The following is an 18,245-nucleotide window of genomic DNA, read 5'->3' on the forward strand; positions in this document are numbered from 1 at the left end:
GGCCCGGGGCGTGGGCGGGGGGGGGTTGTGTTTTCATCCCCCTCGTCTGCGGGGGGGCCCCCCCTCTTGCTCCCGGGGGGGGGGCGGGGGGGGCCCCGGGGGGGGGGGGGGCGGGGCGGGCCCCCCCCCCCCACCACCGGAGAGAAGCGGCCTACTGCAGGTTGCCTGGACTCACCGCGGCGGCCTCGGAAGGCAGTGGTCCACCGCGGTCCTCCTGGCGCTGCGCCGCGTCCCCTGCCACTTCCCCGCTCACGCCGTCGCCCTGGTGGGCGGGGGCCGCCAGGCGCAGGGCGTGGTATCCGACGACCGACACGATCGTGCCGAGAGCGATGCCACCGATGGTGAAGTCGTTCGAGACCTTCACGGCCACTCCGCCGATGCCGATGACGAGTCCGGCGGCCACCGGTACCAGGTTCTGCGGTCGGGCGAAGTCGACCTTGTTCTCGATCCAGATCTTCGCGCCCAGCAGGCCGATCATGCCGTACAGGACGACGGTGATCCCGCCGAGCACTCCGCCCGGGGTCGCCGCCACGAGCGCGCCGAACTTGGGGCACAGGCCGAACAGGACGGCCACACCGGCCGCCACGAAATAGGCGGCCGTGGAGTAGACCCGGGTGGCCGCCATGACGCCGATGTTCTCGGCGTACGTCGTCGTGGGCGATCCGCCGACCGAGCTGGCGATGACCGTGCCCAGTCCGTCCGCGGCGATGGCTCGGCCGAGGCTGCCGTCGAGGTCGGTCCCGGTCATCTCCGAAACCGCCTTGACATGTCCGGCGTTCTCGGCGACAAGTGCGATGACCGCGGGGAGCGCCACCAATATGGCCGAGGTCTTGAAGTCGGGGGCGTGCATGCTCGGCAGCCCGAACCAGTCGGCGTGGTGCACGCCGTCGAAGTTCACCCGGAAATGCGGGATCGCCCTGCCGTCCAGGCTGCCCGCCGGCACCGAGGTGATCTTGCCCATGGTCCGGTCCAGCACCCAGGAAAGCAAGTAGCCGAAGACGAGGCCCAAGAAGACGGCTATACGGGACCAGAACCCGCGCAACAGTACCGTCATCGACACCACGGCCACCATCGTCAGCAGCGCCACCCACTGGTCCTGCGGCCAATATATCTGGGCCACCACCGGCGCCAGATTGAAACCGATCAGCATCACGACCGCGCCGGTCACCACCGGCGGCAGCACCCGGTTCACCAGCCGCGCGCCCACCAGGTGGATTGCCACGCCCACGGCGGTCAGCACCGCTCCGGCGACCAGTATCGCGCCGGTGACCGTGGCACTGCTGCCGCCCGAGGCACGGATCGTCCCCACCGCGCCGACGAAGGCCGCGCTGGTCCCCAGATAACTCGGGATCCTTCCCTGCACGATCAGCAGGAAGATGACGGTGGCGACGCCCGACATCATGATCGCGAGGTTGGGGTCCAGCCCCATCACCACGGGGAAGACGAACGTCGCACCGAACATCGCGACCACGTGCTGGGCCCCCAGGCCCACGGTTCGACCCCAGGAGAGGCGTTCGTCCGGGCGAACCACCTCGCCGGGTGGGGGCGTTCTGCCGTCCCCGTGGAGTTTCCAGCTCATGCCGAGTGCCATAGAAGCCGCCTTCCGTGTCCAGGGGCGATGCCCTCGGTGACGTGACCATCTCGATCCAAGGCTCACGACACGCGATTGGCCGCGGCGCCCGCCGAAGATGCAGGCACGGTATGGATGGCTCATGGTCGTGGGCATGGGAAACAATTGACAGAGCGCTGCACAAACCGTTGTCGAATGTCACCCATGCCGTGCCTCACGCCATGCAGGGCGGATCTCGTTCCTGGTAGTGCAGGCGGGGGCGCCGGCCAGGCGCACGGCCCGGACACGGGCCACGCTGCCACCGCGACCTGCTCAGCCGACGACACAGACGACCTGTTCACCGAGATCGGGACACCCACCCACCAGTCGCAGTGTCCGACGCATTGGGTCTGCGCCTGGCCCGCGGAAACGACTCCTGGGGCCACCGCCGAATCCACGGTGAAATCGGCGCCCAGGACATCAAGGCCGCAGTGGTGATGCCGTCAGGCAGCGCCCGTAGCGGAGAGCCCCATATCGTGGCACCGTCCGTCACGCGGCCGGCCGCTGTTCGCCAACATCCACAGGTCCGACCACGTCTTCGCGATCACCGGCCGATTCCACGACCCGAGCACTGCGTCGAACGCGCGCCGACCCACGCCTGACGGCCCCATCGCGACGCCGGCAGCGGCGGACCTCGGTCCGTCGCTGCCGGCGTCGCCGCATTTCCGATGGCGTACGGCAGCTCACCGGCAACACAGCGTGTGCGGGTCCGGAGCCCGATCGAACACGATCACCGAGCCTCGGGCCGACGAGCCGCCCGTCGGGCAGGACGGCAGTGCAGCCCGCCCCGTCTGCGTTGCGGACCCGCGCGGCCTGCAGCCGGTCGTGTTGTCTCTCCGGTCGGCGGGCCCTGTGGGCCCGACCGTCCGCAATCCGGCTCGACCCTGCGACCGGTACGGAAACCGGTCGTCAGGTGTCACGTCACTTCATGTCGCCATGACGAAAGCCTTACCGCTGTGGCGCCACCACTGCGCTGTCATCGGGCTGCTTCGCAGGCGTTCACAGTACGCCGCTCGTACGCTCTCACGCAGGCCCGGCAGCTGAGGGGCGAGTTGATGGTCAGCCCGCCAGATCAGCACGAGTTCGCGACTGAGCGGATTGCCCACCAGGGGCTTCAGCACGATTCCGCTGTGCTCGGCCGGATAGAAGCCCGCCACCCCCTCCCCCGAGGAGACGAGCGCCACCGCGTGGCAGGAGTCGGTTGTCAGATGGCTGATCTTCGGCACGAAGCCCGCCGCATCGCAGGCCTTCTGGAACCAACGATGGAGTTCCGAGCCGTCGGGCCGGGGGAGGATCCAGTTCTCCCCGGCCAGGTCGGCCAGCTCGACCTCGGGGCTGGTGGTCATCGGATGGTCGGGGTGGAGGCCCACGAAGACCGGCTCTCGCAACAGCCGTGCGGAGCCGACCATGCCGGGAAGCGCCAGATCTGCTCCGAAGGGCCCTTGAGTGACTGCGAACGCAAGATTGCCGGACACCACGGCGTCGATCAGGGAGGCGTGGTAGCGCTCGGCGATGCTGTGCACCGAGGCCCCCGGAACACGTCTTCGCAGGTCGGCGACGATGAGGGGGAGAACCGTCGCCGGTGCCGCGATACGCACTGTTGCCGGGTCAAAGGCGGTGAGCTGTTCCACCTCCGCGCGCAGTTCGTCGAACCCGACGACAAGTCGGCGGGCACGGGCGATGACGTACTCCCCGAGGTCCGTCGGCACCACACCGTCACTGTGACGGTCGAAGAGGGGAGCCCCCACCATCTGCTCGATGCGGCGCACTCGCATGCTCAAGGCGGGCTGGGAGACGCGCAGGGCGGCCGCGGCCGCCCGAATGCTGCCCGCCTCGGCTACCTGCACCACGATCTTGAGGTGGTGGTACTCAAGGCGCATACGACGCTCCCAGGAGGGCGTACCGCACGGGCGCGGGCGGCAACAGTCCTGGCGCCCAGTCATGATGTGTCGAAACGGCACCGCAGAGCAGTCCCGGTGCTACAAGTGGATCAACCATGCACCCGCCTCCCGCGAACAGCGGCAAGAGCGGCTGGACACGGAGATCACACGATTGTTCGCCGCCTCGGGCAACACCTACGGGACCACGAGGATCACCCGCGACCTGCGGGAGCTCGGCTGGACGGTCTCCAATACCACGGGGACGGCGCGGGAGGATTCGCGTTGCCGACGACCCCGTTGTCCGACTGCTCAATCCTGGCCTCCTTCGGGAGCCGATCGTAGGCTCCCGACTCGTTGTGTGCCTGCTGGGACCTTCACCTTCTGGATCGCGCACGAAAGCCGGTGCGTCGATCAGTGGGGTCCGGCTCAGCCGAGGCCGTCCGCGCCCACCGCGACGGCGGATTCGTCGAGCAGGGCGGAGGTGACGGGTTGCGGGTGTCCGTCGAGGTCGAGGACGGGGGTGGCCTCCTTGTACCAGGATTCGATGACGGCGTTGCCCCAGAAGTCGCGGCGGCGGTCGTCGTGGACGTTCCAGCGGTAGGTCTCGTGGTCGGGGTCCCCGGTGTAGTAGTCGGAGGTGTAGATCTCCACGCGGTGGCCGTCAGGATCGCGCAGGTAGAGGTAGAACGCGTTGGAGACGCCGTGCCGGCCGGGTCCGCGTTCGATGTGGTGCTCCTTGCGGAGCGATCCGAAGATGTCGGCGCAGCGCAGGACGTGGTGGGACTCGTGGGTGGCGATGCCGAGGTGGTGCAGTCGGGGGCCCGCGCCGCCGGTGAAGGCGACGTCGTGGACGGTCTGCTTGCGGTACATCCATGCGGCGTACAGCTCGTGTTCGTCGCCCTCGATGGTCTCGGAGCAGCCGAAGCCGAGGGATGTGTAGTGGTCGTAGGCGGCGGGGATGTCCGGGGTGCAGATGTTGAAGTGGTCCAGGCGGGCGACCTCGGCGCCGTGACGCAGGTCGTAGCGCTGGATCAGCCGTTCGGCCTGCTCGACTTCGTGGAAGAACTCGACGGGGAAGCCGAGCGGGTCGATGACACGGACGGCGTCACCGACGCCGTGGGTGCCCTGTCCCTTCGCAACGCGCCGGACGGGGCGGCCGAGCGCGGTGAAGTACTTCTCCGCCTTGTCCACGTCGTCGGGGGTGCGCACCCGGTAGGCGATGTGATCGAGGGCGGCGAGCTCGCCGCGGCGCAACACCAGGCAGTGGTGGGTGAGTTCGTCGGTGCCGCGCAGGTAGAGCGAGTCGGGGGTCTCGTACTGGACATGGAAGCCGAGCATGTCGACCCAGAACCAGCGGGCCTTGGAGAGGTCGGTGACAGCGAGCTGGGCGTAGGCGGAACGGATGACGTCGGGGGCGTCGGGGTGAGCGGTGGTCACGAGACAACTCCGAAGCGGGGCGTGTGGACGTCACCGAGGGCGACGTGGACGATCTTGGACTCGGTGTAGAAGTCGATGGAGTGGGCGCCGCCTTCCCGGCCGACGCCGGAGGCCTTGACTCCGCCGAAGGGGGTGCGCAGGTCGCGGACGTTGTGCGAGTTGATCCAGATCATCCCGGACTCGACTGCGTGGGCGATACGGTGGCCGCGCTTGAGGTTCGAGGTCCAGATGTAGGCGGCCAGCCCGTACCGGGTGGCGTTGGCCAGCTCGATGGCCTCGGCCTCGTCGTCGAAGGGCGCAACGGCGACGACGGGACCGAAGATCTCCTCCTGGAAGACACGGGCGTCGCGCTCGACGTCGGCGAAGACCGTGGGCTGCAGGTAGTTGCCGTCCGTGAGATGGGCGGGGCGGGCACCGCCCGCGACGAGACGGGCCTCCTTCTTGCCGATCTCGACGTAGCTCAGGACACGTTCGTAGTGTTCCGGGTGGACGAGTGCGCCGACCTCGGTGGCGGGGTCGGACGGAAGTCCCACGCGGACGTCCGCGGCTCGCTCGGCGAGGCGGCGGGTGAACTCCTCGTACAGCGGCCGCTCGACAAGCACCCGCGAACCGGCCGTGCACCGCTCTCCGTTGAGTGAGAACACCCCGAACACGACAGAGTCCAAGGCTGCTTCGAGGTCGGCGTCGGCGAAGACGACGACCGGGGACTTGCCGCCGAGCTCCATCGAGGTGGTCTTCAGGTGCTCGGCGGAGGAGCGGATGATGTGGCGGCCGGTGTCAGTGGAGCCGGTGAAGGAGATCAGCGGTACGTCCGGGTGGTCGACGAGGGCTTGTCCGGCCTCCTCACCCATGCCGTGCACGATGTTGACGACCCCGGCGGGAACGCGTGCCTCGGTGAAGATCTCCGGCCACAGGCTTGCCGACAGGGGCGTCCATTCGGCGGGCTTGAGAACCAGCGTGCAACCCGAGGCGAGCGCCGGGGCCAGCTTCCAGCTTTCCAGCATGAAGGGGGTGTTCCAGGGGGTGATCAGGCCGGCGACACCGACCGGGGTGCGGACCACGTAGCTGAACTGCTCGGTGCCCTGCCGGAACGCCTCCTCGCCCAGAGCGACGATGACGTCGGCGAAGTAGCGGAAGTTCTCTGCGGCGCGGCGTGCCTGACCGCGGGCCTGAGTGATGGGCAGTCCGGTGTCGTACGACTCGAATGCGGCGAGCTGCTCGTGGCGGGCCTCGACGGCGTCCGCGATCCTGCTGAGGACGTCGGCCCGTTCGCGGTTGCTGAGTGCCGACCAGGCAGGGAAGGCGGCCTGGGCGGCGGCCACGGCCCGGTCGACATCGGCCGCACCGCCGGCTGCGGCCTTGGCATAGGGGTTGTTGGACACCGGATCGGCCACGGGGAAGGTACGGCCCTCGGCGCTGTCGAGGAGTTCTCCGCCGATCCAGTGCTGGATGACGGACGGCAGGTTGTCGATCGTCATGGGTCAGCCTCCGATCTGCTGGGTGAGGTCGCCGCCCTCGGAGAGCAGCGCGCGGATCTTGGCCAGGCCCGCATCGGTGGGCGTGGTCAGCGGCGGGCGGACGTGGGCGGAGGCGATGCGGCCCTGCTGGGCGAGCACCCACTTGGCGGGGGCCGGGTTGGTCTCGACGAACAGCAGGTCCACCAGCGGGTGGAGCCGGTAGTGCAGATCGCGTGCCGCGTCGAAGTCGCCCGCCTCCCACAGCTCGTACATCCGCGCCACCGCGCTCGGCGCCAGGTTGGCCACCGCGGAGACGAAGCCGGCGCCGCCCAGGGCCAGCAGCGGCAGGCACAGCAGCTCGATGCCGGACCACACCAGGAGCGAGCGTCCGCAGGCGTGCAGGATGCGGGAGAAGTGCTCAAAGTCCTTGGTGGTCTCCTTCACGCCGACGAAGTTGTCGAAGTCGGAGAACAGCCGCTTGACCGTTTCCGGGTCGATGTCCACCGCGGTCCGGGAGGGCACGTTGTACGCGACGATCGGCAGATCGGGGAACTCCCGGGCGACCGTGGCGTACCACTGGTAGAGCGCTTCCTGGGTGGGCCGGGCGTAGTAGGGAGTGATGACCAGGGCCGCGTCCGCGCCCAGATCCCGGGCGGCGGCCGTGATCTCCAGCGTTTCGTCGAGCTTGGCCGAGCCGGTTCCGGGCACGAACGGCACCCGGTCGTCGATCTCCCGGGCGGCGGTGCGGATCGCGCCGATGCGCTCGGCGGCGGTCTGGGCGGAGGGCTCACCGGTGGAGCCGCCCAGCGAGATGCCGTGTGATCCGGATTCCAGCTGGAAGCGGATGAGGCCCGCCAGGCTGTCGTGGTCCACGGCGCCGTCGGCGGTGAAGGGCGTGACGACCGGAGCGATCGAGCCGCGGATGGTGTACGGGTGACTGCGGTACTTCACGCTTGTTCTCCTTGGATGGTGTTCTTGACGCACCAGGTGCGGTACTGCTTTCGCCATGCCGGCCCGAGCGGGTAGAGGCCGTCGACGCCTGCCCCGGCCCGCACCTGCTCGGTGATGAACCGTTCCTGTCGCTCCTGCTCCCGGCAGTCGGCGATCAGCTCGGAGACGAGGTCGGGCGGCACGACCACCACGCCGTCGTCGTCACCGACCAGTACGTCGCCGGGCTGCACCAGCGCCCCGCCGCAGGCGATCGGCACGCCGGTGTCCCAGGGGACATGGCGGCGGCCGAGCACCGAAGGGTGAGCTCCGGCGTGGAACACCGGCAGCCCGAGGGCGGCGACGGCCACGCTGTCCCGCAGACCTCCGTCGGTCACGACTGCGGCCGCGCCCCGCTGTTGCGCACGCAGAGCGAGGATGTCCCCCAGGGTTCCGGCTGACGCGTCCTGCCGCGCGTCCATCACCAGGACGTGTCCGGGCTGGAGTTCCTCGATCGCCCGTTTCTGGGCGTTCATGCCGCCGCCGTACTTCTGGAACAGGTCCTCGCGCAGCGGCAGATAGCGCAGGGTGTGCGCGACGCCCACCATGCGGGTGCCGGGCGTGGCCGGGTGGACTCCGTCCACGGACATGTGCGGCAGACCGCGCTTGCGCAGCTGTGCGCTGATCGTCGCGACGGCCACCGAGCGCAGACCGTCGGCGACACCCGAGTGCAGCAGCGGCCCGGGCACGTACGCGGACCCGTAGGCCGAGGCCTCTTCCGCCTGGTCCGACCTGGGCTGTGCACCCCACGGTTCCAGGTCGTGGCCGGCCGCTGTGATCGGATTGCGCAGTACCCCGGTGCTCAGCCGACCCGAGCTGACCTCCACTTCCACCACATCGCCCGGCACGACCACCGAGGCACCCGCCGGGGTGCCGGTCAGGATGACGTCACCCGGCTCGAGTGTGACCAGCCGGGACAGATCCGCGATCAGGTCGCCGAACGGGAACAGCAGTGTGTCGGTGGTGTCGTCCTGGACCAGCTCGCCGTTGACCCAGGTCCGCAGCTGCAGAGCGCTGGGATCGAGTTGCTTCGCGTGCAACAGGCGCGGGCCGAGCGGGGTGAAGCCGTCCGCCCCTTTGGACCGCAGGTTGGACCCTCGGTCGGCGTGGCGCAGGTCGTACACACCGGCGTCGTTGGCGGCGGTCACCCACCGCACGTGCCGCCAGCCGTCCTCCGGTCGCACCCTGCGGGCGCGGGTACCGATGACGAGCGCGATTTCGCCTTCGAATCCCATGAGTTCGCAGCCACGCGGCCGGATGATCGGTTCCTGTGTGCCGGCCAGTGACGAGGGCGGCTTGAGGAAATAGGAGGGCTGGGCAGGGGTGCGGCCCCGTTCCTTGGCCCGGCTGGGGAAGTTGAGGTGAACGGCAACGATCTTCGAGGGGGGATTCCCCAGCGGGTGCGGCAAGGGTGTCTCCTTCACCTGGCGGATGGCACGCAGCTGTGGCGGACGCGTTCGCGGAGGGCGAGCAGTCCTTGCACGGTGTCGAGTGACGGGGAGGGGACTCCCGTGCGGCGTGCCAGTTCGCAGACAGCGCCGACGATGGCGTCGAGCTCCAGTGGGCGGCCTCGGTCGGCGTCCTGCAGCATGGACGTACGGAAGGCTCCCAGCTGCCCGGCGATGTCGAGCCGGTTGTCGGCGGTCATCGAGGTGGGGATGCCCAGTGCCGCTCCGACGGCCGCCGTCTCGTCGAACATGGCGACGCAGGTACACCGCACGTCCGGATCGTCGAGGATCTCCAGGACGGTGGCGCCCGTCAGCGCGCTGACGGGATTGAGGTTGACGTTGCCCAGGAGCTTCTCCCAGATGTCCCGGCGGATATCCGCGCTGGGCTCCGCGCGGACACAGCCCGCGGACAGGGCTGCGGCGCACCGCGTGACGCGGCCCGATGTCCCGCCGGTCGGATCGCCGACGAGCAGCCTGGTGCCGCTGATGTGAGTGACCTGCCCTGCCGTGTCGAGGGTGCTGCTGAAGTGCGCGACACCGGACATCACCCGTGGCGCGGGCAGCAGTTGCAGCAGCTCCCCGTCGGGATCGACAGTGTGCAGGATCGCGTCACCGTCGGTGTTCTCCACTGTGGACAGCAGCCACCACGGCACTCCGTTGGCAACGACGAGCAGGTCCACACCCTGGTCGATCCATGACCGGATACTCCGGGCCGCAGACAGCAGGTGCTGGCTCTTGACGCACACGACGGCCAGCTCCGGGATCGGAAGCCGCGCGGCATCGTGTGCAGTGGGCAGGTGGTGCCGGACGGCTGTGCCGGTGGCCGCGTCACGCAGCCAGAGCCCGTTCTCCGCGATGGCGTCGAGGTGTGGTCCGGCCCGGCCGAGCAGGGAGATCTCGGCGCCCGACGCGGCGAACGCCCCGGCGAGAGTGGCACCGACGGCGCCCGGTCCCACGATGGTGATCCGATCTACCACGGTTCTCAGCTCCGCCGACAGGCTGACAGCTCGAGCGGCATCGGCCGCTCGGTGCCGGACGTGGTCTGTCGGGCTGCGGGATTGACGGGTGCGGTGACAAGCGATCGCGTCAAGACCGTCGCACCTCCTTCTCGATGAGCCATGCGTGTGCCGGCCGGTGTGGCCGTCCGCAGTGAGCATGCGATCCCCTGCCGTCTACGACAATGTCGATCCCTACACTTGGCAGCACTCATCGATGTCGATGCCGACATCACTGTGAAAAAGAGGTCCTCTGTGACCGGGTTTCCGCTCGTTCAACTTGTCGACGCCCTGCGGGACGGGGTGGTCACGGTACTGTCCGAGGGCGACGGGGAACATGCCGTCCGCGGCGTGGAGCTGCTGGACTGCCCCGAGGCACTCCAGGTCGCTCAGCCCGGACACCTGCTGCTCGGGGTGGGCCTGGAGATCGCGAACCGTGACGCGGTGGGCGCCGCCCTGCGGACGGCGGCGAAGAGCTCGTGCGCACTCGCCGTCAAATGCGCGACTCCCACGCCGCCCGAGTTGGTCGCGCTGGTCCGCGCGGCCGGGGTGCCGGTGCTGGGTGTCAATCCGCAAGTCCCGTGGACACGCGTCCAGCGCCTGGTCACCACCATGCTCGCCGCCGGCGCGCCGGACGCCGGCCCCGGCGGGCCACTGACCGGTGGTGACCTGTTCTCCCTGGCCAACGCGGTCGCGGGCATCGTCGGCGGCGCCGTGGCGATCATGGATACGCAGCAGATGCTGGTCGCCTACTCCAACCTGCCCGACCAGCCCATCGACGAGACCCGCAGGCGTGGCATCCTCGGCAGGCGTGTCCCGGACGATGCGCTGGCGGATCACCTCGATCGCCAGGTGTGGACCAGCGACACCGTCACGCGCCAGCACCGCCCCGGAGACCTGCCCCGCATGGCCGTGGTGATCAGAGCGGGCGAGGACGTGCTCGGCTCGCTGTGGGTCGCGTTCGGCGACGAAGCCACCGTCCCCGACTGCGGGCCCACCCTGCAGGAGGCCGCCCGCATCGCCGCGCTGCACATGTTGGCGCTACGGCGCCAGGTCGACGCCGAGCAGGACAGCCGTGACCACGCGCTGCGTGCCGCACTGGAGGGCCGCACAGGGCAGCAGAACCCGTCGGACGGGGTCCGTCTTCCCGCCGTACTGATCGGCCTGGCCGAAGTCGCGCCGCAACGGGTGCCCAAGAAGCCCGTGGAACCGGGCACCGAAGCCCGGCGCCGCGCCGCGTTGATGCGCATGCTGGACCTGGCCGTCCTCGACGGAGGCTCCTTCGGATACGAACCGGCTGCGGCACTGATTGACGAGCGCCTCTACCTGCTGCTGCCGACGTCTGGTTCGGGTTCAGTGTCCGCCGAGTCCCTGGTGGACCATCTTCTGGACCGGGCCAGACACAGCCTGCGCCGGTCATTCACCGCGGTCCTTTCCCCGGCTGTTCCCACGCCGCCTGATCTGCTCGCCGCCCGCCGCGATGTGGACGCCGCACTCGACCATCTGCGGGAGCATCGCGCAGCCGCCGGCGCGTACCGAGCCGAGGACATGCGGCCGGAGCTGGTGCTGCGCCGATTGCTCGAGGCCGTGCGGTGCGATGCCGCATTGCGCACCGGCGTCGCGGAACGCCTGCGGGCGCACGACGCCGAGAACGCCACCGCATACAGCGCCACGCTGCTCACATACCTGCGGCACTTCGGTGATGTCGCTGCGGCCAGTGCGGAGTTGCACGTCCACCAGAACACACTGCGGCTCAGGCTCCGCCGGGCCGAGCAGCTCTTCGGGGTGTCGCTCGCGGACCCGGCACGACGTCTGATACTCACTCTGGAGCTGAGTGCTCTGAGCGAGCCTGCCCCGGGACAAGTCACCAGCTGATGCTCCGACGCCGTTCTGTGTGCGCATGACTGTCGCATGCGACACAGGGTGGCGGCATTCGCTGTCGGCCTCGACATTGGTTCTCGAGCTGTCCTGCGCTCATGCTCCTGCAGACCGGGCAACTCGCGATAGCGGCGATGCCCATGAAGCACTCGAGGAGTACAACGGTGACCGTTCTGGACGTCCCGACGAGCTCGGCCAAGCCGGCGCACATGAGCGAAGCGGAGTGGCATGCGCGGCTCGAACTGGCCGCCTGCTACCGGATCTTCGACCACCTGGGATGGGTGGAGATGATCTTCAACCACATCACCGTGCGGGTTCCCGGTGAGGATGGACACCTGCTGATCAACCCGTTCGGACTGATGTACCGCGAGGTCACCGCCTCGAACCTGGTGAAGATCGACCTTGACGGCAACGTCTTGTCGGAATCCGACTGGCCCATCAACGAGGCGGGACTGCTGATCCATTCGGTGATCCACGCCAACCGGCCCGACGCCCACTGCGTCATGCACACCCACACCACCGCGGGCACCGGGGTCGCGTGTCTGCGAAACGGGCTGGACCCGGACAACTTCTACGCCGCCCAACTGCATGACATGGTCGCGTACCACGACTTCGAGGGCGTCACCGTCGACCCCGACGAAAAGCCCCGGCTGGTGGCCAACCTCGGCGAACGCAACCTGATGATCCTGCGCAACCACGGCCTGCTGGCACTGGGCTCGACCGTGCCTGCCGCGTTCGCCACCCTTTGGACCCTGCAACGGGCGTGCGAGATCCAGTTGGCCGCCCAGTCGTCCGGGCAGCCGCTGACCGCGGTCAGCCGGGTGGCGGCCATCCGCTCGACACGGGAGTCCTTCCAGATGGGTGACCGTACCCAGGCCGGCAGGTCTCTGTTCGACGCACTGCGCCGTGAGATCGACCGCATCGACCCCGGCTACGCCGTCTGACACCTCCCGCAGTCGCGGACCACCACGGGCTCGACCGACGCCCCCGTCCCCCATGCACACCATCAGTGCCCCAGACGTGATGGCTGTGACCTTCCATTCCTCCCCGGGCCAAAGACGCCCCACCGACGATCGGACTTCCCATGTCCCAACCCTCATCCGCGTCCGGCAGACAGCGCACGGTCGCGCTCGCCGCCATGGCAGGCACCACGATCGAGTGGTACGACTTCTTCATCTACGCCCTGTGTACCGGCCTGGTCTTCGGCAAGCAGTTCTTCGCCGGGCTGGGCGCGGACTCACTGGTCATCTCCTTCGCGACCATCGGCATCAGCTTCGTCTTCCGCCCGGTCGGAGCCGCCCTCGCCGGCCACCTCGGTGACCGGTTCGGCCGCCGTGCCATGCTCATCGCCACCCTGCTGCTCATGGGTGTCTCCACCACACTGATCGGCCTTGTCCCCTCGACCGGCACCATCGGATCGAGCGCACCTGTCATCCTTGTCCTCCTGCGCATCCTGCAGGGACTGTCCGCCGGCGGGGAGTGGGGCGGCGCCGCTCTCATCTCCGTGGAACACGCACCCTCCGACCAGCGGGGGAGGCTCGGCGCCTACCCACAGCTCGGAGCCCCGCTCGGCCTGCTCCTGGCCAACGGTGCGCTGGCCGCGGTCACCGCCGTCACCACGAACGCCCAGTTCATCGCCTGGGGCTGGCGCATCCCCTTCCTGCTCAGCGTCGTACTCATCGCGGCCGGACTGATCATCCGGCAGAGGGTGGACGAAAGCCCGGTCTACCAAGAGCTGAAGGAGTCCGGGAGCCGGCCGCGCACTCCCATCGCGGCCCTGTTCAGGCACCACTGGCCGCTGGTCGTGGCCGGGGCCCTGCTCTTCGCCGCCAACAACGCGGTCGGCTATATGGTCGCGGGCGGCTACGTGCAGAGCTACTCGGTGATCCATCTGCACTTGGCTCCGACGCAGATCCTGATCGCCGTGATGGTCTCCGCCGTCGGCTGGCTGGTCAGCACCACGGCCGCCGGCCGGTGGTCGGACCGCCTCGGCCGCATCCGCGTCTTCCGCATCGGCTTCGTCATCCAGCTCGCCTGGATGTTCCCCTTCTTCGCCCTGCTCAACACGGGGAACATCGGACTCATCACCCTGGCGCTCGTCCTCTACAGCGTCGGTCTCGGTCTGACCTACGGACCGCAGGCCGCACTCTTCGCAGAGCTCTATCCCACCGCAGTCCGGTACAGCGGCGCGGCCCTGTCCTACGCGCTGGGCGCCGTCCTCGGCGGCGCCTTCGCCCCGATGATCGCCCAATCGCTCGAGTCCAGCACCCACACGGTGTATTCCGTCGGCGTGTACCTCGCCGTCGTGACGGTCGTCGGACTCGCCGTCACCTTCGTTCTGAAGGACCGCATGGGCGTCTCGCTCAGCGACGCCGAGAACACCGAGCAGGACAAGCAGACGGCGCTGACGGCCTGAGCAACCGGAAACCGCGCGGAGCAGGACGGTGGGCATGCCGCCCACCGACCTGCTCCGCGTGGACGAGCAGGACGAAAGCGCCGTCGGTGATCGCACTCGGTGCGCCGCCTTCGGGATCGGTGAGAGCGGGGAGCCACGGCTGAGAGGAGACAGCCGCGCTCCTCGTCTCACGACCGATGGCGGGCGTCGAAGTGGACGGAGTGCGCGCTGAGTTTCTCCAGCAGGGCGATCAGCATGTCACCTACGCCTGGAGCCGCTTCGGCATGGCGGCCGAAACCACCGACGGCATCGAACACCTCATCTGACGCCCCTCGCCCTCCCCGCGAGTTCCCCTCAGGAGCAGACCCATGGCAGCACGTACCGGCAAGGAATACCTCAAGCGACTCTCCGCCGCCCGTCCCACCGTCCATGTGCTGGGCGAGACCGTCACCGGCGGGATCCAGGACCACCCGGCCTTCCGCAACGTGGTGCGCACCTATGCCGAGTTGTACGACCTCCAGCAGTCCGCCGAGCACAAGGACGTCCTGACCTATAACTCGCCGACCTCCGGCGAACCGGTCGGCACCTCCTTCCTCACTCCCAAGACCCCGGACGACCTGGTCAAGCGCCGCAGGGCGTTCAAGGTGTGGGCCGACCACAGCAACGGCATGCTCGGCCGCACCGGCGACTACATGAACAGCTCCCTGATGGCGCTCGCCTCTGCCGCCGACTGGTTCGCCCAGGCCAACCCCGCCTTCGGCGAGAACATCCGCCGCTACTACGAAAAGGTCCGCGAAGAGGACCTCCTGTGCACGCACACCCTGATCCCCCCTTCAGGTCAACCGGTCCTTGGCCGGAACTCAGCAGGGTGGCGGCAAGCTGACCGCGCGGATCCAGCACGTCCAGGAGGACATCGCCGAGATCATCGCCACGCTTGAGATGCTCCGCGCCTTCCTGCGCGCCGCCGAGGCCGACGCCACGTTCAACGAGTACGGCGTCCTCACCCCGGCATTCGCCCCGCTCAACGCCGCCCGCAACCTCTACCCCAAGCTCTACCAGCGCTTCCCGCAGATCCTGCGCAAGCTCGGCGCCTCCGGCCTGATGGCCACGCCGACCGAGCTCGACATCAACGGCCCGGCCGCCGCCGACATCGAGGCGTACCTGCAGGCCGCGACCCTGACCGGCCCGGAACGCGTGAAACTCTTCCGGCTGGCGTGGGACACCTGCATCTCCGCGTTCTCCAGCCGCCAGGCGCTGTACGAGTACTACTTCTTCGGCGACCCGGTCCGCATGGCGGGCGCGTACGTGAAGTCGTACGACCGCGAGCCCTGCAAGGCCAAGGTCCAGGCGTTCCTGGAGCGTTCCTGACAACACAGCCGCTCGGCAACAACCACCCCACCCGGCGAGGAAGCTCGGACGGGTGAGCCCGCCCATCCATCGTGCTTCCGTCAAGCCGCCTTCGTCGCCGGCGGGCACGAGGGGGGCGATCGGACGGCCACTCGGCTGCGAACTCGTCGGTTTCGAGAGGGAGATCGCATTCGTCATCGGATCACCGCTCGACCGGACGGTTGCGCAACCGCCTGGCCGACGGTGACCCGCCGGCCTCGTACGGAGCGATGCCACCCGCCTGCTGTGTGCCATCCACGACCCGGACACCGACTCTTCCCGACGTCCCGTCAGTACGGAGGGCGACGACTACGACCCGGCCACCGGCGGTCTGCGCGTCGAGGTGGTGCCGTCGATCCCTTGCGACGCCAAGGCCACTGTCCACACCTTCCACCGTGGCTCGCAGCGCCACTGAGGACCACGGCCGGAAACATGAGGCGGCACGGATTCGGGTGGATCCGTGCCGCCTAGTGACACCAAGTGCGGGCGTCTCCCGCTACCAGCCGCACCACACCTGAGTCGACGACCCCTGCGCCGGCCGCGCAGCCGTGGTCACAGCCTTCCCGCGCTACTGGGCGTACCCCGGGTCCACGCGATGCACCTTGCGCAGCAGCGCGTCGAACATGAGCTGCTCGGGGCCTTCACCCGGCTCCAGGAAGTCGGCGGCGGCGCGGGAGCTGGAGATCGCCGCCGCTACGCTGACCTGACGCAACGGCTGTCCGGTGGACTGGGCCTGAAGCTGGATCTCGCAGGCCCGGTTCAACACCCACAACCGGTAGAACGCCTCGGCGACGGTACGGCCATGGGAAAGGAGCCCATGGTTGCGGAGGACCAGCAGGCGCTTGTCGCCGAGCGCGGCGAGCATGCGCGGAACCTCGCCCGCGTTGACGGTGATCCCCTCGAACTCGTGGTAGGCCACCGTGCCGTACAACTGCGCGGCGTAGAAATTGTCGGGAGACAGCCCGGTGTCCAGGCAGGCCACCGCCGATCCTGCCGTGGTGTGCGTGTGCATGACACAGTGCGCGTCCGGGACCGTGCGATGGATGGCGCCGTGGAACAGGAAGCCGGCCGGATTGGCGGCGTACAGACTCTCCTCTGCCAGGTTCCCGTCGAGGTCCACCTTGATGAGGTTGGAGGCCGTCACCTCCTCGTACATCAGGCCGAACGGGTTCATGAGGTAGGTGGCGGGTTCGCCCGGCAACCGCAGCGAAATGTGGTTGAAGACCATCTCGCCCCAGCCGAGCGTCGCGAAGAGGCGGTAGGTCGCGGCGAGCTCCAGGCGCGCCTCCCACTCGGCGACCGCCATACCCTCGGGTGCGCTGGTGAGCGGCAGTATGCTGATCATCATCGAATTCCTTCCCGTTGCTTGCCGTCGTCACCTGTGTGCTCCGCGACGGCCACCAATGCTGGTTCGTGCCCGATCCCCTTGTTGGACGACTCACCGAGCCCGAAGGCCGCCGCCGCGCTGATCAGACTGATGACCACGACATACGCGGAGATCGACAGTGCGCTTCCGGTCGCCGCCGCCCAATGCCGTTCGGCCGCTCAGGGACGGCTGCCGGAACGCCTCGTGGACCGGCCCTCAAGCGAGCTGGGCATGCCTGACAGCCCAGCCAGTGCAGCGGCTGACCTGCCGTCCCGCAGCCGACGGCGCTTACGATGACAGCCCCCCGGCATGTTGAAAAGAACGCGAAAAGCACATAAACATGGGAAAGTACTTTGGAAAAACTTCCGAACGTTCCCGCGTTCTCGCTGCGGCAGCTGCTGTACTTCGTGACGGTCGCCGAGAGCGGTACCTTGAACGAGGCAGCCGCCCGGCTGCGCATCTCCCAGTCCGGGGTGTCCCTGGCGATCAATGAGTTGGAACGGGCGCTGAAGGTCCAGCTGTGCATCCGGCGCAAGGCACACGGGATCACGCTGACGCCGGCCGGGAGACAGGCCCTCCAGCAGATGCGGGCGCTGCTGCGGCAGGCCGAGGATCTGGAGTCGGCGGTCTCCGGATCCGGTGAGCAGCTGACGGGTCGGCTGTCGATCGGCTGTTATGTCACCTTGGCGCCTACCGTGCTGCCTCCACTGCTCCAGGAGTTTTCCGCCCTTCACCCGGCGCTGACCCTGGACTTCGAGGACGGCACCAGCGACCGCCTGCAGCGGTTGCTGCTCGACGGCGAACTCGACGTGGCCGTGGTCTACGACATGGACGTGCTGCCGGATATGGAACGGGTGGTGATGTTCACCATGCCGCCGCATGTGCTACTTCCCGCCGACCACAGGCTGGCGAACGAGCCCGTGGTCGCCCTGCGTGATCTGGTCGACGAGCCGATGGTGCTGCTCGACGCCCCACCGAGCTCCCGCCACACGCTCCTGCTGTGTCAGGAAGCGGGCATGGCACCCATCGTGCGGCACCGCACCAGGAACTTCGAGATGGCGCGTGCCCTGGTCGGGCGGGGGCTCGGGTGGGCCATCCTGGTTCAGCGGCCGCCGAACGACCGCACCTACGAGGGGCGCCGCGTGGTGTACAAGCAGATCGCCGAGCTACCGGACGCCGCCGTGTCGGTCCTGCTGTGCTGGCCTAAGCAGGTGGCCCAGACCAGGCGGGTCGCCGAGTTCGTGCGGTACTGCGCCGAAGGCCGCGCCACCACCTGACGACAGGCCGCCGTCGCAGTCCAGTAGCACCCGAAAACGCCGCAGACCTGCGATTATGAGTTTTGTTGCGGGAACAGAGCGGAAAGCTGTCCTTTTCAACGCGACACCTACGCGCCACAGTCATTGCCAC

Annotated in this window: 15 protein-coding genes; 7 read left to right on the forward strand and 8 right to left on the reverse strand. The window is 68.6% G+C overall.

What is annotated here, in order from left to right:
- Window positions 1-151: 151 nt before the first annotated feature.
- The 7 genes from ACH4UM_RS34470 to ACH4UM_RS34500 form a co-directional block, all read right to left on the reverse strand.
- Complete coding sequence (locus ACH4UM_RS34470) at window positions 152-1,591, reverse strand: uracil-xanthine permease family protein (RefSeq protein ID WP_398188220.1); 1,440 nt, start codon at window positions 1,589-1,591, stop codon at window positions 152-154.
- A 944-nt stretch (window positions 1,592-2,535) separates the two neighbouring features.
- Window positions 2,536-3,489 carry a LysR family transcriptional regulator gene (locus ACH4UM_RS34475; RefSeq protein ID WP_398188223.1) on the reverse strand — a complete coding sequence of 318 codons (954 nt, stop codon included), beginning with the start codon at window positions 3,487-3,489 and terminating at the stop codon, window positions 2,536-2,538.
- A gap of 426 nt (window positions 3,490-3,915) precedes the next feature.
- Complete coding sequence (gene hpaD, locus ACH4UM_RS34480) at window positions 3,916-4,926, reverse strand: 3,4-dihydroxyphenylacetate 2,3-dioxygenase (protein ID WP_398188226.1); 1,011 nt, start codon at window positions 4,924-4,926, stop codon at window positions 3,916-3,918.
- Window positions 4,923-6,404 carry a 5-carboxymethyl-2-hydroxymuconate semialdehyde dehydrogenase gene (hpaE, locus tag ACH4UM_RS34485; RefSeq protein WP_398188229.1) on the reverse strand — a complete coding sequence of 494 codons (1,482 nt, stop codon included), beginning with the start codon at window positions 6,402-6,404 and terminating at the stop codon, window positions 4,923-4,925. The genes hpaD and hpaE overlap by 4 nt, the downstream gene beginning before the upstream one ends.
- Window positions 6,405-6,407: 3 nt before the next feature.
- Entirely contained in the window at window positions 6,408-7,334 is a 927-nt protein-coding gene (gene dapA, locus ACH4UM_RS34490; protein WP_398188232.1) for a 4-hydroxy-tetrahydrodipicolinate synthase, read from the reverse strand.
- A complete protein-coding gene (locus ACH4UM_RS34495; protein ID WP_398188235.1) occupies window positions 7,331-8,779 on the reverse strand; it encodes a fumarylacetoacetate hydrolase family protein in 1,449 nt (482 codons plus the stop codon). Before ACH4UM_RS34495 ends, dapA begins: the two co-directional genes overlap by 4 nt.
- An 11-nt stretch (window positions 8,780-8,790) precedes the next feature.
- Window positions 8,791-9,795 carry a ketopantoate reductase family protein gene (locus tag ACH4UM_RS34500; protein WP_398188238.1) on the reverse strand — a complete coding sequence of 335 codons (1,005 nt, stop codon included), beginning with the start codon at window positions 9,793-9,795 and terminating at the stop codon, window positions 8,791-8,793.
- A 273-nt stretch (window positions 9,796-10,068) separates the two neighbouring features.
- On the opposite strand from ACH4UM_RS34500, the gene ACH4UM_RS34505 reads away from it, so the two are divergent.
- The 6 genes from ACH4UM_RS34505 to ACH4UM_RS34530 all read left to right on the forward strand — a co-directional run bounded on the left by ACH4UM_RS34505 (window position 10,069) and on the right by ACH4UM_RS34530 (window position 15,454).
- Entirely contained in the window at window positions 10,069-11,688 is a 1,620-nt protein-coding gene (locus ACH4UM_RS34505) for a helix-turn-helix domain-containing protein (protein ID WP_398188241.1), read from the forward strand.
- 167 nt (window positions 11,689-11,855) lie between these two features.
- Window positions 11,856-12,635, forward strand: a complete 780-nt coding sequence (locus ACH4UM_RS34510; protein ID WP_398188244.1) for a class II aldolase/adducin family protein — start codon at window positions 11,856-11,858, stop codon at window positions 12,633-12,635.
- 140 nt (window positions 12,636-12,775) lie between these two features.
- Window positions 12,776-14,107: an MFS transporter gene (locus ACH4UM_RS34515; RefSeq protein ID WP_398188247.1), complete on the forward strand. Its 1,332-nt coding sequence runs from the start codon at window positions 12,776-12,778 to the stop codon at window positions 14,105-14,107.
- Between the two features lie 176 nt (window positions 14,108-14,283).
- On the forward strand, window positions 14,284-14,412 hold the full coding sequence (locus tag ACH4UM_RS34520; RefSeq protein ID WP_398188250.1) for a hypothetical protein: 129 nt from the start codon (window positions 14,284-14,286) through the stop codon (window positions 14,410-14,412).
- 42 nt (window positions 14,413-14,454) lie between these two features.
- Window positions 14,455-15,024: a 4-hydroxyphenylacetate 3-hydroxylase N-terminal domain-containing protein gene (locus tag ACH4UM_RS34525; protein WP_398188253.1), complete on the forward strand. Its 570-nt coding sequence runs from the start codon at window positions 14,455-14,457 to the stop codon at window positions 15,022-15,024.
- Window positions 14,936-15,454, forward strand: coding sequence for a 4-hydroxyphenylacetate 3-hydroxylase C-terminal domain-containing protein (locus ACH4UM_RS34530; RefSeq protein WP_398188256.1), 519 nt, complete (start codon window positions 14,936-14,938; stop codon window positions 15,452-15,454). Before ACH4UM_RS34525 ends, ACH4UM_RS34530 begins: the two co-directional genes overlap by 89 nt.
- 586 nt (window positions 15,455-16,040) lie before the next feature.
- On the opposite strand, the gene ACH4UM_RS34535 is transcribed toward ACH4UM_RS34530, so the two are convergent.
- On the reverse strand, window positions 16,041-16,820 hold the full coding sequence (locus tag ACH4UM_RS34535; protein ID WP_398188259.1) for a class II aldolase/adducin family protein: 780 nt from the start codon (window positions 16,818-16,820) through the stop codon (window positions 16,041-16,043).
- 371 nt (window positions 16,821-17,191) lie between these two features.
- Between ACH4UM_RS34535 and ACH4UM_RS34540 the strand changes: the two genes are divergently transcribed.
- Window positions 17,192-18,115, forward strand: coding sequence for a LysR substrate-binding domain-containing protein (locus ACH4UM_RS34540; protein ID WP_398188262.1), 924 nt, complete (start codon window positions 17,192-17,194; stop codon window positions 18,113-18,115).
- Window positions 18,116-18,245 lie beyond the last annotated feature (130 nt).

The sequence above is a fragment of the Streptomyces sp. NPDC020801 genome (genome assembly GCF_044334385.1).
In the GTDB taxonomy this organism is placed as follows: domain Bacteria; phylum Actinomycetota; class Actinomycetes; order Streptomycetales; family Streptomycetaceae; genus Streptomyces.